Below are 14,649 nucleotides of genomic sequence, written 5' to 3' on the forward strand. Positions count from 1 at the left end.
CCGCGTAGGAGGGATCTCCGCACCGACGGCGGGCGCACGGTGGTGATGCGGGGGGGCGTCGGGAGTGCTCGGTGGACTACGGGGCGTGCCGGTCGCTTTGATGGGGGTCGCGGGTGATCCGTGCCGTCACGGGCGGCGCCCGCGAGCCGACGACACCCGACACGCGCCGGAGATGAACTGCCATGGTGACCGACCGGTACGGCAACCGTCTGCACGAGTGCACCGCCGAAGGGGCGGAGCACCTGGACCGGGCCGTGGAGGGGCTGTTGTTCTTCCGGCCGGAGTTCCCGGACGCCGTCGCGGACGCGGTGGCCGTGTGCCCGACCTCGCCGCTGGCCCAGGCGTTCGCCGCCTATCTCGGGGTACTGGGGACCGAACCCGGTGACGCCGCCCGGGCCGCCGGCCGGTTCGCGGACTTCCGAGCCGGACTGGACCGTTCCGCCCTGCCCGTACGGGAACGGATGCACATGGAGGCGGCACAGGCCTGGCTCGGGGGTGATCTGTCGGCGGCCTCACGGATCCTGGAGGATCTGGTCGTCGTGTGCCCACGTGATCCGCTCGCCCTGGCGGTGGGCCATCAGCTCGACTTCTTCACCGGCGACGCCACCCGCCTGCGGGACCGGATCGGCGGGGCCCTGCCCGCGTGGGACGAGCACGACCCCCACCGCGGGCCGCTGATGGGCATGTACGCGTTCGGCCTGGAGGAGTCGGGCCACTACGGCCGTGCCCAGGAGATGGGCCGGGCCGCCGTCGAGCGCAACGCCCATGACATCTGGGCCGTTCACGCCGTCGCCCACGTCCACGAGATGCAGGGGCGGTTCGCCGAGGGGATCGGCTTCCTCGACGCCCGTGTCGACGACTGGGCGAGCGGCAGTCTGCTGACGGTGCACAGTTGGTGGCACTACGCCCTGTACGCGCTGGAGGCGGGCGACACGGCCACGGCCCTGCGGATCTACGACGCCGTGCTGCATCACGAGAACTCGACCGGGTTCGTCATGGAACTCCTGGACGCCGCCTCGCTGTTGTGGCGCATGTTCCTGGACGGCTCGGACCAGGAGGCCCGTTGGCAGGCGCTGGCCGACGCGTGGGCCGCGCGCGAGGACCCGCCGTTCTACGCCTTCAACGACGTGCACGCCGTCATGGCCTTCGTGGGAGCGGGACGGCTGGAGACGGCGGACGCGTTCGTGGCCGACCGGGTGCGCTGGCTGCGGGCGCCGCGCGACGACGGGCGCGTGCCCACCAACCACGTGATGACCGGCCGCATCGGTCTGCCCGTGTGCGAGGCGCTGGTGGCCTACGCCCGTGAGGACTACGCGGCGGTGGTGGACCTGCTCTGGCCCGTCCGCCGCCTGCTGCACACCTTCGGCGGCAGTCACGCCCAGCGGGACGCGATCCAGCGGACCCTGTTGGAGGCGGCCCTTCGCGCCCGCCGGGACGACCTGGCGCGGCTGCTGCTCGGCGAACGCACGGGTCTGAGCCCCCACAGCCCCTACAACTGGCTCGGCCGGGCCCGGCTCGCCGACGCCCTCGGCGAAGCGGGCCGGGCCGCCCTCGCCCGCGACGCGGCGGCCGAGCTGGCGGCCCCCGCCGCACGGATGCTGAGCGGGGACCCGCACCACGCGTATCTCGGACGCACGCCCTGAACGCGCGCCGTCGGCCAGGACGGCAGCCCAGGTGCCCCCTGCCGCCGGCCAGGACCGACGGCCCAGGTGATCCGTAGGCCCGGCCGTCGGCTAGGACAGACAGCCCACGTGCGCCAGGGCCTGCTTCAGCAGCACTCCCTGGCCGCCGGGCATCTCGTTCTGCACGGACGCCGACGCCGCCTCCTGGGGGCTGAACCACACCAGGTCGAGGGCGTCCTGCCGGGGTCGGCAGTCGCCCGACACCGGGACGATGTAGGCGAGGGACACCGCGTGCTGACGCGGGTCGTGGAACGGGGTGATGCCCTGCGTCGGGAAGTACTCGGCGACGGTGAAGGGCTGCAGCGCGGACGGAACACGCGGCAGCGCGACCGGTCCGAGATCCTTCTCCAGGTGCCGCAGGAGCGCGTCGCGCACCCGCTCGTGGTGCATCACGCGGCCGGAGACCAGATTGCGGCTGACCGTCCCGTCCGGGCCGATGCGCAGCAGCAGCCCGATACTGGTGACTTCGCCGCTGTCGTCGACGCGCACGGGCACGGCCTCGACGTACAGGATCGGCATCCGGGCGCGTGCCGATTCGAGCTCGTCGGACGGCAGCCAGCCCGGCGTGGTTTCGGTCATGTCAGACATTGGCCGATCATACTTTCAACGTCAGTCGGTGCGCGCGTCGCTCCGATCACACCTGTCACTGATGCCCGGGTCCCTCCCCTCGCATGCGCGGCGAGGCCGATCAGTCGCGCGCGGCCCACAGTCCGCGCACATGACCGAGATGGCGGGTCATCACCGTGTGCACGGCGGCCTCGTCGCGGTCGAGCAGAGCGTCGAGGAGTTCCAGGTGCTCCTGCGCGGAGGAGAGCAGCCGGCCGGATTCGGCGAGCGCGGTCAGACCGTAGAGGCGGGCTCGTTTGCGCAGGTCACCGACCACCTCGACGAGATGCGCGTTGCCCGCGAGGGCGAGCAGACCAAGGTGGAAGCGGGTGTCGGCCTCGACATACGCGATGAGGTCCCCGGCGGCCGCGGCGGCGACGATCTCCCGGGCGGCGGGCCGCAGCGCCTCCAGCGAGACCGGGTCGGCGGTCCGGGCCAGGCCGACCGTGGTCGGGATCTCGATGAGCGACCGTACGTGGGTGTACTCGTCGAGCTGTCTCTCCGTGACGGCGGTGACCCGGAACCCCTTGTTGGGCACGGTGTCGACCAGGCCCTCCTTGGCCAGATCCAGCATGGCCTCGCGCACCGGCGTCGCCGACACGCCGAAGCGGGCGGCGAGCGCGGGCGCGGAGTACACCTCGCCCGGCCGCAGCTCACCGGCGATCAGCGCGGCCCGCAGCGCGTCGGCGACCCGCTCGCGGTAGCTGCTCTTCTTGCCGCCGAGCACCGGCAGGGCCGGGGCCGGGGGAGTGGCGGCGGCCGCGGTGGACGGGGCGCCGGTGCGCTGCGAGGCCATGGGAGGCATGCGGTCTCTCCTGGAGTCCTGAAGTCCCGGAATCCTAGAGGACGAATCCGGACGGGAACGGGTCGGAAGGGTCGAGCAGATACTGGGCCGTGCCCGTGATCCAGGCACGGCCGGTGAAGCTGGGCAGCACGGCCGGTACGCCGGCCACCTCGGTCTCGCCGAGCAGCCGCCCCGTGAACCGGGTGCCGATGAAGGACTCGTTCACGAACTCGGTGTGCAGGGGGAGTTCGCCGCGCGCGTGCAGCTGTGCCATACGTGCGCTGGTGCCCGTGCCGCAGGGGGAGCGGTCGAACCAGCCGGGGTGGATGGCCATCGCGTGGCGCGAGTGCCGGGCCGTGGCGCCGGGAGCGTAGAGGTGGACGTGGTGCAGGCCGCGGATCGAGGGGTCCTCCGGGTGGACGGGCTCCCCCTCGGCGTTGACGGCGTCCATCAGGGCGAGCCCGGCGCGCAGGATGTCGTCCTTGCGGTCGCGGTCGAAGGGCAGGCCGAACTGCTCCAGCGACAGGACGGCGTAGAAGTTGCCGCCGTACGCGAGGTCGTAGGTCACCGTGCGTCCGTCGGCGAGCGTGATCTCGCGGTCGAGACCGGCGGAGAACGACGGTACGTTCCGCAGGGTGACGGCCTTCGCCGCGCCGTCCTCCACCGCCACCTCGGCCACGACGAGGCCCGCCGGAGTGTCCAGCCGGATGGTGGTGACCGGCTCGACGACCTCGACCATGCCGGTCTCGACGAGCACGGTCGCGACGCCGATCGTGCCGTGGCCACACATGGGCAGATAGCCGGAGACCTCGATGTAGACGACGCCGTAGTCGCAGTCGGGGCGGGACGGCGGCTGCAGGATCGCGCCGCTCATCGCCGCGTGGCCGCGCGGCTCGTTCATCAGCAACTGCTTGACGTCGTCGCGGTGTTCGCGGAACCACAGCCGTCGTTCGTTCATGGTCGCGCCGGGGATCGTGCCGATCCCGCCGGTGATCACCCGGGTGGGCATGCCCTCGGTGTGCGAGTCGACGGCGTGCAGGACGAGTTTGCTGCGCATGACCGGGCCCTTCCTTCCGCTGTGGTTACGCCAGACCCGCCGCGACGGCCTTCTCGGTGGCCGCCCGGATCACGGCCTCCTGCTCCGGCAGCAGTTCCACCCGGGGCGGACGGCAGCGTCCGCCGGGCCGGCCCACGATGTCCATCGACAACTTGATGGCCTGCACGAACTCGACCTTCGAGTCCCAGCGCAGCAGCGGGTGCAACTGCTCGTACAGCCGCTTGGCCGTCGCGAGGTCGCCGTCCACCGCCGCGTGGTACAGCTCGACCGTGGCGGCGGGCAGCGCGTTCGGGTATCCGGCGACCCAGCCCTTGGCGCCCGCCAGCGCCAGCTCCAGCAGCACGTCGTCCGCGCCGATCAACAGGTCGAGTTCCGGGGCGAGTTCGGCGAGCTGGTACGCCCGGCGGACATCGCCGGAGAACTCCTTGACGGCCCGGATGTACCCCTCGCCGTGCAGCTTGGCGAGCAGTTCGGGGACGAGGTCGACCTTGGTGTCGATCGGGTTGTTGTACGCCACGACCGGCAGGCCCGCCTGCGCGACCTCCGCGTAGTGCGCGAGCACCGACCGCTCGTCGGCGCGGTACGCGTTCGGCGGCAGCAGCATCACCGACGCGCAGCCCGCGTCCCGCGCCTGCTCGGCCCAGCGCCGCGACTCGGCGGAGCCGTACGCGGCCACCCCCGGCATCACCCGTGCGCCGCCGATCGCGGCGACGGCCGTCTCGACGACCTTGATCCGCTCCTCGGGCGTCAGCACCTGGTACTCGCCGAGCGAACCGTTCGGCACGACGCCGTCACAGCCGTTCTCGACCAGCCAGGCGCAGTGCTCGGCGTACGCGTCGAGGTCGACGGAGAGATCGTCGCGCAGGGGGAGTGCGGTGGCGACGAGGACGCCACGCCAGGGACGGTTCTCGGGGGTGGTCATACGGTTTCCCTCTCAGTGGGGTGTGACATATTACTGAGTCCTGCGAGCGTCATGCCGGTGGCGAGAGAGTGTCAGGGGCTGCCGTCCTCCTCCCCGGGCTCGGGCGGCCGCCCCGCCCGTGCCAGCACGCCCAGCGGCACCGGCCGGGCGAACGGCCGCCGGGCCACGGTCTGCGCGCAGCCGGCGATCCCCGCGACCGCCGGCCCGCACATCCGGCCCTGGCACCAGCCCATCCCGGCACGGGTCAGCAGCTTGACCGTCCGCACGTCCCCGGCGCCCAGCTCCCCGACGGCCTCGCGGACGGCCCCGGCGGTGACCTCCTCGCACCGGCACACGACCGTGGCGTCGGTGACCTGCTCGGTCCAGCGCGCCGGCGGCACGTACACGGTGTCGAGCACACCGAAGAACTCCCGCAGCGCCGCACGGGACTTGGCGGCCCGGGCCCACTCACCCGGGTCCGGGACCCGGCCCAGCAGGCGGGCGGCGGCCGACCGTCCGGCGATGTGGCCCTCGGCGAGCGAGAGGGCCGCGCCACCGATGCCGGTGGTCTCGCCCGCCGCCCAGACGCCCGGTACGTCGGTGCGTTGCTCGTCGTCGGCCCATACACGCGTTCCGGTGGGCTCGACGCGGCAGCCGAGGGTCTCGGCGAGGTCGGTGTGCGGGAGCATGCCGTGCCCGACGGCGAGGGTGTCGCAGGGGATGCGCCGCCCGGTGCCCGGCCGGACGTGCCCCTCGGCGTCGAGCGCGGCGACGGTCACGGCCTCCAGCCGGTCCTCGCCGTGCGCCTCGACGACCGTGTGCCGTACGAGGGTCCGCACCCGGCGGCGCAGCAGCTCCACCGCGTACCCGGCCCCTTCGGCGAGCTTGTCCGCCCGGCCCACCAGCGCTCCCGTACGCCGTGCCAGGGCCTTCGGATCCGCCGACTCCACCAGCGCGGCCACCGTGACACCCGCCGCCGCGAGCCCGGTCGCCACCGGCAGCAGCAGCGGCCCGGTCCCGGCGACGACCGCCGTACGGCCGGGCACCACGAGGGAGCCCTTCAGCATGGCCTGCGCGCCGCCGGCCGTGACCACGCCGGGCAGGGTCCAGCCGGGGAAGGGCAGCACCTTCTCGTAGCCGCCGGTCGCGAGGAGGACGGCGTCCGCGCGCACCTCGACGGGCAGCTCCTGGGCGGGGCCGAGCAGGGCGTGGACGGTGAAGCGCCGGGGGCCCTCGGGGTGCCGTTCCACGCACCACACGTGATGGTCCGGGAGATGGGTGACGTGTCCGGCGGCGACCTGCCGGGCGAGGCCGTCGCGCAGCCGCCGCCAGGTGCGCCACTGGTGGTGGAGGGCCTGCGGCCGCCGCGCGCCGAGTCCGGCCGCGGGCTGCCGGTGGTACTGGCCGCCGGGCGCCTCGGCGGCGTCGACCAGCGTGACCCGTACGCCCCCTCCGGCCGCCGCCAGGGCCGCGGCGAGGCCCGCCGGGCCGGCACCGACGATCACCAGGTGGGGCCGTGGGGGTTCAGTGGTCATGGCCCGTCCCTTCCTGGGTGCTGATGGCGTCGCCCGGCCGGGCCGGGACCAGGCAGGCCCGCTGGTTGGGGCGGTCGTTGACGGTGACCAGGCAGTCGAAGCACACGCCGATGCCGCAGAAGATGCCCCGTGGCCGGCCCGCGCCCCGGGTGGTGCGCCAGGACGTGACCCCGGCGGCCCAGAGCGCGGCCCCGACGGTCTGGCCGGGCAGGGCCTCGATGTCACGGCCGTCGAGCGTGACGGTGAAGGCGGGCCCCGGTACGGCCCGCGCCAGTTCCAGCGGGTTCATGCCGCCTCCCCCTCGTGCGTCGCGAACCGGTCCGGGCGGAACGGCGTGAGGTCCAGCTCGGGCGGCCGGCCGCCGAGCACCTGCGCGATGAGCCGCCCGGTACCGGTGGCCAGCCCGATCCCGGCGCCCTCGTGCCCGCAGGCGTGGAAGAGGCCCGGGGCGCGGGGGTCGGGCCCGATCGCGGGCAGATGGTCCGGCATGTACGGCCGGAAGCCGGCGTAGGACCGCATCGCGCGTACGCCGTCCAGGAACGGGAACAGCCGGGTCGCGCCCGCCGCCAGCGCGGCGACGACGGGCAGCGAGAACGTCCGGTCGAAGCCGACCCGTTCGCGGCTCGCGCCGATCAGCACGGGCCCGGCGGCCGTGCCCTCGACCACCGGGGAGGTCTGCAGCGCCGCCGAGTCGCTGGCCACGTCGGCCACGTAGTCGGCCGCGTACACCTTGTGCCGCACCATCGGCGGCAGCGGTTCGGTGACGAGGACGAAGCCGCGCCGGGGGAGGACGGGGAGGGTGACTCCGGCGAGCGCGGCCAGTTCGCCGCCCCAGGTCCCGGCGGCGTTCACGACCGCCGGAGCGTGGAGATCACCCCGGTCGGTCCGTACGCCCCGTACGGCACCGTCCGGCGAGCGCAGCACCTCGGTCACGGTCCGGCCGGTGAACAGCCGGGCGCCGGATGCCCGTACGAGGTGGGCGGCGGCCAGGGTGGGCATGACCTGGGCGTCCTGCGGGTAGTGCACGCCACCCGCGAGACCGGGCGCCAGGTGCGGTTCCAGATCAGGGAGTCGGTGGGCGGGGACGGTCAGCGCCTCGACCCCGGCGGCGCGTTGCCCGGCCGCGAACCGCTCCAGCGCGGTGAGCCCTTCCGGGGCGGAGGCGACGACGAGGCCGCCCTTCGCCTCGTACTCGAACGCCGGCCCCAGGCCCGGCTCGGCGGCCAGCTCCGCCCACAGCCGGCTGGACAGCAGGGCGAGTTCCAGCTCGGGGCCGGGCTCCTTGTCCGAGACGAGGATGTTGCCCTCGCCGGCGCCGGTCGTGCCGCCGGCCACCGGGCCACGGTCCACCACGACGACGCTCAGGCCCGCCCGGGCCGCGTACAGGGCGCAGGCCGCGCCCACCATTCCCGCTCCGACAACCACGACGTCGCAGGTCAGTCGCTCGGTCACGCCAGTACTATGTCACATGGCTCTATGGCGCGGAAGCCTGTGTCGCCGCGTGCCCGAACCGTGGTCGTCAGCCGTCCATGATCGCCAGCCGCCCGTGGGCGGTCAGAGCCCCAGCCCCTGCACCATCTCGTCCACGACGATCCGACAGCGGGACAAGGGGCGCGGGTCGGCCCGTGAGGGGAGAGGCTCGTCGTCGGCCGTGCGGGCCGTACCGGCTGCGCGGTCCGTGCGGTCCGTCGACGCGGCCACCGGGATCTCCTTCAGCCACCGCTCGACGACCCGCACCGGCAGGCCGTTGCGGCGAGCGGCGTCGCGCACCGTGAGTCTGCCGGAGAGGATGGCCGCGAGGATGCGGATCCGCTCGGTCGGGGGAAGCTCCGAGTCGCTCAAGAGCCGGTCCTTTCCGTGAGCCGTTCATCGAGTCGTCGTCCCGTTCGCGGATGACCGTGCGCCGTGAGCAGCTTCGGACCGCACCCGAGAGCGGTCCCTGCCGTGGCATGGCCGTCGGCCGTCCGGAAGATGAAGAACCGCGCACCGCGTATGAGGAACCGCGTACCGCCCCTCTTGGACACCACACCCGGACACCACACCCGGACACCACGCCCCGACGCCACAACCCGGTCACCCTCCCGGCCGAGTACCGGAACGGCTCCCGGGCATGCCTCCCCCGCACGTCACGACAACTCGAACGCCCCGCCCCGCATGCCGCGACCCCACGGCCCCCCCGACACTGACCCCATGCCAGACCCCGCCCCCGACCCCCGCACCGGACCCGGCCGCATCGAGGACTACGCCCTCATCGGCGACCTCCTCTCCGCCGCCCTCGTCGGCAGGGACGGCAGCGTCGACTGGCTCTGTCTCCCCCGCTTCGACTCGCCCGCGTGCTTCGCCGCCCTCCTCGGCGACGAGGACAACGGCCGCTGGCGCATCGCGCCGGCCGAGGAGGACGGCCCGTACGCCCGCCGCCGCTACCGGGACGACACGCTGATCCTGGAGACGGAATGGGAGACGGCCGGCGGCCAGGTCCTGGTCACCGACTTCATGCCGTGCCGGAAGACCGGGGCCCCCAGCGTCGTCCGCATCGTCGAGGGTCTCTCCGGCACCGTCAACATGCGGATGGACCTGCGGCTCCGCTTCGACTACGGCCGGGTCCTGCCCTGGATGCGCCGGCGCGACGGGCATCTGACGGGGACGGCGGGGCCCGAGTCGGTGTGGCTGCGCACCCCCGTCCGGCCGGTCGCCCACGGCACCGCCCACACCGCCGTCTTCCCGGTCACGGCGGGCGAACAGATCCCCTTCGTGCTGACCTGGCACCCCTCCCACCTGCCCGCACCGGCCGAGGTGGACGCCTTCGAGGCCCTGCGCAGCACGGAGTCGTACTGGCGCCGCTGGCTGCGCAGGCTGACGTACGACGGGCCGTACCGTGACGCCGTCGCCCGCTCCCTGATCACCCTCAAGGCCCTGACGTACCAGCCGACCGGCGGCATCGTCGCCGCCCCGACCACCTCCCTGCCCGAGGAGATCGGCGGCGTGCGCAACTGGGACTACCGCTTCTGCTGGCTGCGGGACGCGGGGATGACCCTGGAGGCGTTGCTGCGCAGCGGCTTCAAGGCCGAGGCGGACGCCTGGCGGGCCTGGCTGGAGCGGGCGGTGGCCGGACGGCCCGAGGACGTGCAGATCATGTACGGCATCGCGGGGGAGCGGCGGCTCACCGAGTGGGAGGCCGACTGGCTGCCGGGTTACGAGGGCTCGCGCCCGGTGCGGATCGGCAACGCGGCCGCCGGGCAGCGGCAGCTCGACGTACCCGGTGAGGTGATGGAGGCCATCCATCTGGCCATCGGCTGCGGACTGCGCCCGCGCCAGCACCTGGTCTCCCTGCAGGCGGTCTTCCTGGAACACCTGGAACGGGCCTGGCCCGAGCCCGACCAGGGACTGTGGGAGATGCGCGGCGCCCCGCGCCACTACACGCACTCCAAGGTGATGTGCTGGGTCGCCTTCGACCGGGCGGTGCGGCTGGCCGAGGCCCACGCGCGCCCCGGTCCGGTGGAGAGATGGCGCGCGGTCCGCGACCGTATCCACCGCGAGGTCTGCGAGAAGGCGTTCGATCCGGAGCGGGGCACCTTCACCCAGTCGTACGGATCCCGCGAACTCGACGCCGCTCTGCTGCAGATCCCGCAGACCGGGTTCCTGCCTCCGGACGACCCCCGGGTGATCGGCACCATCGAGGCCGTACAGCGCGAACTCCTCACCGACGGGCTGGTGGCACGTTACTCCGCGGGCGCCGCCGACTCGCCCGACGGCCTCAGCGGTGGTGAGGGCGCCTTCCTCGCGTGCTCCTTCTGGCTCGCGGACGCCCTGCTGCTGATCGGCCGCGCGGACGAGGCCCGCGCCCTGTACGAGCGGCTGCTGGAGCTGCGCAACGACGTCGGCCTGCTCGCCGAGGAGTACGACCCCCGCACCCGCCGCCAACTGGGCAACTTCCCGCAGGCGTTCACCCACGTCCCGCTGATCCGGGTGGCCTACGAGCTGGACCGCCACGCCCCGCACGCCCGCCGGGAGAACCCCAAGGCGCCGCCGCCCGGCACGAGGAGGGGGTGAGACGTGCTGCCCGGCTTCCTCACCAGGGCCGTCGAGCTGCTGCTCGTCCGGGAAGGGGGCCACTCCCTCCATCTGAGAGCGGCGGGCGGGGCCACCGTCGTGCTCGTCGTGGTGATGCTCCTCGGCTCCTGGGCGGTGACCGCCGCCGAGCACGGCGCACCCCGCGCCAACCTGACCTCGTACCCGAAGGCCCTGTGGTGGTCCGTCGAGACGGCCACGACCGTCGGCTACGGCGACTTCTACCCGGTGACGTTCTGGGGCCGGGTCGTCGGCGCGGTCGTCATGGGCGTCGGCATCACCACGTACGGCATGGTCACCGCCGCGATCGCCACCTGGTTCGTGGGCCGGGAGCAGAAGCGCCACCAACTCACGCACCGAGCACACGAGTTGTGCGACGAGACCGCGCATGCCCTGCATGAGCGGTTCGACCGGCTGGAGCGGATGCTCGGAGTCGAGGGGGATCGCGACTGACCATCGGGGCGCCCTGTGCCCCGGGGAGGCCGACCGGTCGGTGTCCCACCCCTCGGACGTGGTGACCATTTCGCGGACACCCTCTTGACGCGCGGCGCGGTCGGCCCGACACTCCAGGTGAGGTATTTCCTAGTGAACAGGTAGGGAATGATGGGGCGCCTGGAGCCGGTGGTCACTCGTGTACCGCGCGCACGCCGGCAGTCCCTCCTTCTGACCTCCCGCCGGCACATCGATCTGCTGCGCGTCTGCAGCGCGAGACGCTCCCTGGGCTGACCCGACCGAGCCTGCCCGACCCGCCCGAGCCGTCGACGCGGCCCGCCGTCGACGCTCGCGCGTCCGTGTACTCGCGTCACCACCGCTGCGCCGCGAACCCTGTCGGCGCGTCACCACGTCACCACGTCACCGCGCTCTCACCCGACCGCGTGACAGAACCCCCGGGGAGACACATGTCCGCCATGCCCGTCCACGCCCTGAACGCCGTCCCCTCGCCGCGGCCCCTGCCCGCCTTCCGGGGCCGGATCGGCTGCGACGCCCGCAGCGGCCACTACGCCGTGCCGCGCCGCTACCGGCTCCATCTGTCGCTGTCCTGTCCGGGCGCCCTGCGCATCGCCGTCGTCCACAGCCTCCTCGGACTGGCGGACATCTGCCCCGTGACCCTCCTGCCCGCCGTGCCCGACGGCCCCGACGGTGAGCACTCCGCCCTGCGCCCGCTGTACGAGGCGAGCGCGCACCGCTACCCCGGAGCGGCCGTGGCGCCGGTGCTCAGCGACGACTGGTCCGGACGCATCGTCAGCACCCACGCCCCCGACATCATGCGCGACCTCGCCCGGCGCTTCGGCGGCGGCCGCCCGGCGCTGTACCCGGAGGGCGCCGAGGCCGAGATCGAGGGCGTCGCACGCCTGGTCGAGCAGGGCATGGACGGCGCCGCCCAGCGCGCCGGCCGCGCCGACGCCGACGATTCCGAGCGCCGCGCCGCCCTCGGCTCCCTGCTGCGCACCCTGCGCACGCTGGACGCCCGGCTCGCCGGGCAGGAGTACCTCCTCGGCGGCGAACTCACCGCCGCCGACGTCGAGTTGTGGGTCGCTCTGGTGCGGCTCGACACCGTGCACCGCTGGCACCTGGACGCCTCCGCCGTGCACCGCGTCGCCGACCACCCGCACCTGTGGGCGTACGCGCGCCGCCTGACCGCCCATCCCGCCTTCGGCCCCCACCTCGACCTCGACGGCATCGCGCTGCGTCACCACGCGCACTGTCAGGGTCTGGAGGCGGCCGGCGCGGCCGTGCAGATCCTGGACTGGGCCTCCCACGTCCCGGACCAGGGCGTATCGGCAGACGGACAGGTGTCCCATGGACTGGACTGACGTTGACAGCGGCCCGCCGGGCCTGAGTTACTTACGGCCACCCGCAGAGCACGAGGCCCACCGGGCCGGACGAACGATGGTGACGGACATGTACGCAACCCCGAGGACGGCCGCATGGCGCCGCCACGGTTGCGTGCCGCTCTGCGCCGATCGCGCCGTCGATCTGCTCCGGGTCAACAGCGCACTGTGTAGCGCACGCTAGCGCGCGGTCCGGGCCCGCCCGGCGCCGCGCTCCCGTCGAGGCCGACGGTTCTCCGCACCCCCGAGGCACCGCACCAGCGGTCCGTCTCTCTCCGCCGGCCCCGGTTCGTGCGCATCCGTGTGTCTTCCGTGCTCTCCGTACGGCGAGCGGTCCCCGACCGCCCGTACGGCCGAAGTCGCCTGCGTCGCCCGGGGTTTCGACACTCTTCCGGAGCCCTTGATGAGTGAACCCCCCGGCACCGCCCTGTCCTTGACCGAGGCGCCGCCGCCCGCCGACACCCCGCCCAAACCCCTCGCCGCCCAGCGGGTACTGCCGCTGCGCCGCCCCGGCCGCTGGATCGCCACCGCGGTCGTCCTGGTCCTGGCGGCCCAGTTCGTCCACGGCCTGGTGTCCAACCCCTTCTACCAGTGGGACCGTTTCGCCTACTGGTTCCTGCGCCCGACGATCCTCGACGGACTGCTCATCACCCTCGAAGTCGCCGCCTACAGCGCGGTTCTGGGCCTGATCGGCGGTGTCCTCCTGGCCCTCGCCCGGCTCTCGAAGAGTCCGGTCCTGCGCTCGGTCAGCTGGGTCTACATCTGGGCCCTGCGCTCGATCCCGCTGATCGTGGTCCTGCTGTTCCTCTACAACTTCAGTGCCCTGTACCAGACCCTCAGCCTGGGCGTCCCCTTCGGCCCGGCGTTCCTCACCTTCGACGAGTCGCGCCTGGCCACCGACATGGCCGTCGCCGTCATCGGCCTCAGTCTCAACGAGGCGGCCTACGCCGCCGAGGTCGTCCGCGGCGGCATCCTCTCCGTCGACCAGGGCCAGCACGAGGCGGCCTCCGCGCTCGGCCTGCCGAAGGGCTACCAGTTCCGCAGAATCGTCTTCCCGCAGGCACTGCGCTCGATCACCCCGAACTACGTCAACCAGCTGATCGGCCTGATCAAGAGCACCAGCCTGGTCTTCTACGTGTCGCTGCTCGACCTCTTCGGCACCGCGCAGGCCATGGGCTCCACCTACCCCGGCGACATCGTGCCGCTGCTGCTGGTCTCCACCGTCTGGTACCTCATCCTCACCAGCGTCGTCTCCGTCATCCAGTTCTACGTCGAGCGGTACTACGCGCGGGGCGCCACCCGCACCCTGCCGCCGACGCCCCTGCAGAGACTGCGGGCCGGTGCCACCGACCTGCGGTCCCGCATCCGCAAGGAGGCCGCCGTATGACCGCCGGGACGCTCGACCAGGCGGCCGCCACCGTCGAGGTGCACGACGTGCACAAGTGGTACGGCACCCACCGGGTGCTGAACGGCGTCGACCTGACCGTACGGCCCGGCGAGGTCACCGTGATCCTCGGCCCGTCCGGCTCCGGCAAGTCCACGCTGCTCAGGGTCATCAACCACCTGGAGAAGCCCGAGATCGGCCATGTCAGCGTCAACGGCGAGCTGATCGGCGTACGCCGGCACGGCGACCGTCTCAAGGAGCTGAGCGAGCGGGCGATCCTCGCCCAGCGCGGCCGGATCGGCTTCGTCTTCCAGAACTTCAACCTCTTCCCGCACCTGACCGTGCTGGAGAACGTGGCCGCGGCCCCCGTCGCGACCGGAAAGCTCGGCAGGGCGCAGGCGGACGACCTCGCCCGTGAACTCCTGGACCGCGTCGGCCTCGCCGACAAGGCGGCCGCCTATCCACGGCAGTTGTCCGGTGGCCAGCAGCAACGCGTGGCGATCGCCCGCGCCCTCGCCCTGCGCCCCGGCGTCATCCTCTTCGACGAGCCGACCTCCGCCCTCGACCCCGAACTCGTCGGCGAGGTGCTGGCCGTCATCAAGGACCTGGCGCGCGGCGGCACCACGCTGGTGATCGTCACCCACGAGATCGGCTTCGCCCGGGAGATCGCCGACCGGGTCGTCTTCATCGACGGCGGCCGGATCGTCGAACAGGGCCCGCCCTCGGAGGTCCTGGACCAGCCGCGGCACGAGCGGACCAGGGACTTCCTCGGCAAGGTCCTCTGAGACACGGGCCCGCAC

Annotated in this window: 14 protein-coding genes; 6 read left to right on the plus strand and 8 right to left on the minus strand. The window is 73.1% G+C overall.

Features of this window, described 5'->3' with window-relative positions; all coding sequences use genetic code 11:
• Positions 1–182 precede the first annotated feature (182 nt).
• Positions 183–1,643, plus strand: a complete 1,461-nt coding sequence (locus H4687_RS39180) for a tetratricopeptide repeat protein (RefSeq protein ID WP_046916320.1) — start codon at positions 183–185, stop codon at positions 1,641–1,643.
• 90 nt (positions 1,644–1,733) lie between these two features.
• On the opposite strand, the gene H4687_RS39185 is transcribed toward H4687_RS39180, so the two are convergent.
• From H4687_RS39185 to H4687_RS39220, 8 genes are all read right to left on the minus strand, one after another.
• Positions 1,734–2,261 carry an NUDIX hydrolase family protein gene (locus H4687_RS39185; RefSeq protein WP_005484552.1) on the minus strand — a complete coding sequence of 176 codons (528 nt, stop codon included), beginning with the start codon at positions 2,259–2,261 and terminating at the stop codon, positions 1,734–1,736.
• 109 nt (positions 2,262–2,370) lie between these two features.
• Positions 2,371–3,084, minus strand: coding sequence for a GntR family transcriptional regulator (locus tag H4687_RS39190; RefSeq protein ID WP_046916319.1), 714 nt, complete (start codon positions 3,082–3,084; stop codon positions 2,371–2,373).
• 43 nt (positions 3,085–3,127) lie between these two features.
• Positions 3,128–4,129, minus strand: coding sequence for a proline racemase family protein (locus H4687_RS39195; protein WP_046916318.1), 1,002 nt, complete (start codon positions 4,127–4,129; stop codon positions 3,128–3,130).
• Positions 4,130–4,154: 25 nt separating this feature from the next.
• The gene (locus H4687_RS39200; RefSeq protein ID WP_046916317.1) at positions 4,155–5,051 is read right to left on the minus strand and encodes a dihydrodipicolinate synthase family protein; all 897 of its coding nucleotides are present in this window, start codon (positions 5,049–5,051) and stop codon (positions 4,155–4,157) included.
• Between the two features lie 71 nt (positions 5,052–5,122).
• Positions 5,123–6,565 carry an FAD/NAD(P)-dependent oxidoreductase gene (locus tag H4687_RS39205; protein WP_046916316.1) on the minus strand — a complete coding sequence of 481 codons (1,443 nt, stop codon included), beginning with the start codon at positions 6,563–6,565 and terminating at the stop codon, positions 5,123–5,125.
• Positions 6,555–6,854, minus strand: coding sequence for a (2Fe-2S)-binding protein (locus H4687_RS39210; protein WP_046916315.1), 300 nt, complete (start codon positions 6,852–6,854; stop codon positions 6,555–6,557). Before H4687_RS39210 ends, H4687_RS39205 begins: the two co-directional genes overlap by 11 nt.
• Complete coding sequence (locus tag H4687_RS39215) at positions 6,851–8,017, minus strand: NAD(P)/FAD-dependent oxidoreductase (RefSeq protein WP_046916314.1); 1,167 nt, start codon at positions 8,015–8,017, stop codon at positions 6,851–6,853. Before H4687_RS39215 ends, H4687_RS39210 begins: the two co-directional genes overlap by 4 nt.
• Positions 8,018–8,119: 102 nt before the next feature.
• Positions 8,120–8,407, minus strand: coding sequence for a helix-turn-helix domain-containing protein (locus H4687_RS39220; protein WP_046916313.1), 288 nt, complete (start codon positions 8,405–8,407; stop codon positions 8,120–8,122).
• A gap of 348 nt (positions 8,408–8,755) precedes the next feature.
• Here H4687_RS39220 and H4687_RS39225 point away from each other — a divergent pair, with 348 nt between their 5' ends.
• The 5 genes from H4687_RS39225 to H4687_RS39245 all read left to right on the plus strand — a co-directional run bounded on the left by H4687_RS39225 (position 8,756) and on the right by H4687_RS39245 (position 14,634).
• Positions 8,756–10,615, plus strand: a complete 1,860-nt coding sequence (locus H4687_RS39225; RefSeq protein ID WP_050398335.1) for a glycoside hydrolase family 15 protein — start codon at positions 8,756–8,758, stop codon at positions 10,613–10,615.
• A 3-nt stretch (positions 10,616–10,618) separates the two neighbouring features.
• Positions 10,619–11,086 carry a potassium channel family protein gene (locus H4687_RS39230; RefSeq protein WP_046920001.1) on the plus strand — a complete coding sequence of 156 codons (468 nt, stop codon included), beginning with the start codon at positions 10,619–10,621 and terminating at the stop codon, positions 11,084–11,086.
• A gap of 446 nt (positions 11,087–11,532) precedes the next feature.
• The gene (locus H4687_RS39235) at positions 11,533–12,447 is read left to right on the plus strand and encodes a glutathione S-transferase C-terminal domain-containing protein (protein ID WP_046920000.1); all 915 of its coding nucleotides are present in this window, start codon (positions 11,533–11,535) and stop codon (positions 12,445–12,447) included.
• Between the two features lie 421 nt (positions 12,448–12,868).
• Positions 12,869–13,852: an amino acid ABC transporter permease gene (locus tag H4687_RS39240; RefSeq protein WP_046919999.1), complete on the plus strand. Its 984-nt coding sequence runs from the start codon at positions 12,869–12,871 to the stop codon at positions 13,850–13,852.
• The gene (locus H4687_RS39245; protein WP_046919998.1) at positions 13,849–14,634 is read left to right on the plus strand and encodes an amino acid ABC transporter ATP-binding protein; all 786 of its coding nucleotides are present in this window, start codon (positions 13,849–13,851) and stop codon (positions 14,632–14,634) included. Before H4687_RS39240 ends, H4687_RS39245 begins: the two co-directional genes overlap by 4 nt.
• Positions 14,635–14,649: the final 15 nt, after the last annotated feature.

Origin of the sequence: Streptomyces stelliscabiei, from assembly GCF_014873495.1 — a bacterium.
In the GTDB taxonomy this organism is placed as follows: Bacteria; Actinomycetota; Actinomycetes; order Streptomycetales; family Streptomycetaceae; genus Streptomyces; species Streptomyces bottropensis.